The sequence below is a fragment of the Aestuarium zhoushanense genome, assembly GCF_056431045.1.
In genome coordinates this window covers 1-717 of record NZ_JBWKMA010000020.1, presented here as the reverse complement: position 1 = coordinate 717, position 717 = coordinate 1, and the positions used below count along the sequence as shown (strand labels likewise).

Genomic DNA, 717 nt, shown 5'->3' with positions numbered 1-717 from the left:
TATTGATGTTGATTTCGTCAGGCTCGATGGTGAGGGAGGTATTTGCTCGACCCAAACTAGACCTCACATTCTACGGGCTGAAGAGCTTCATCATCAACGCGCCTACGCGCTTGCAGGCTATTTTGCCGAAAAGCTGATTTTTGGGGATGTGGCGATCGGTTCCGGCGGATCAGAGAAGAGTGATCTCGCGAAAGCGACGACGCTTGCGGCCCAACAGATCACAAGCTTCGGCCTCGGTGAGATAGGGCCAATATGGCTCGGATCAAGCAGATCCGATGCTCTGGTCTCTGATGCGATCAATTGTCATCTGCCAGAGCTGTCGGACCTGATGCAGCAGTCACAGGCCCTCGCGCTCGATATCTTACGCCCGCATGAAGGTCTTCTACGAGCCATGGCCAAAGCGCTCTGCGAAAGCGCCATACTCTCTGGCGATGAGCTTTCAGCTTTCTTGTCTCAAGTTTCACCTGCGTTCGAAGTGGAGGAGGGCCTATGAGCAAAGATGTTCGTGTTCATCCTGTGACGGGTGACAAACTCACACGTGAGGAGCGCCCATGGACAATCTGGATCAAAGGGCAGAAACATCAGTGCCTAGTTCCCGGCTGGTATCCCGAAGGAAATGCCCTCTCGATCCACGAGAGTGAAGATTTCCTCGCGATCGAAAGGTTCATTGAAGAGATAAAGGCCTTTGAGGCGGATGACTCAGGTGAGGGCGATGAC

The 717-nt window shown here is 53.4% G+C and carries 2 protein-coding genes; both read left to right on the top strand.

All coding sequences use genetic code 11. The annotated features are described in order from the left end of the window. The coding region (locus AC07ED_RS07420; protein ID WP_478242033.1) for a M41 family metallopeptidase at positions 1–493 on the top strand (493 nt) is incomplete at its 5' end. Next, positions 490–717 (top strand): hypothetical protein (locus tag AC07ED_RS07415; protein ID WP_105234369.1); only part of this gene is annotated, 228 nt, incomplete at its 3' end. The genes AC07ED_RS07420 and AC07ED_RS07415, both read left to right, overlap by 4 nt.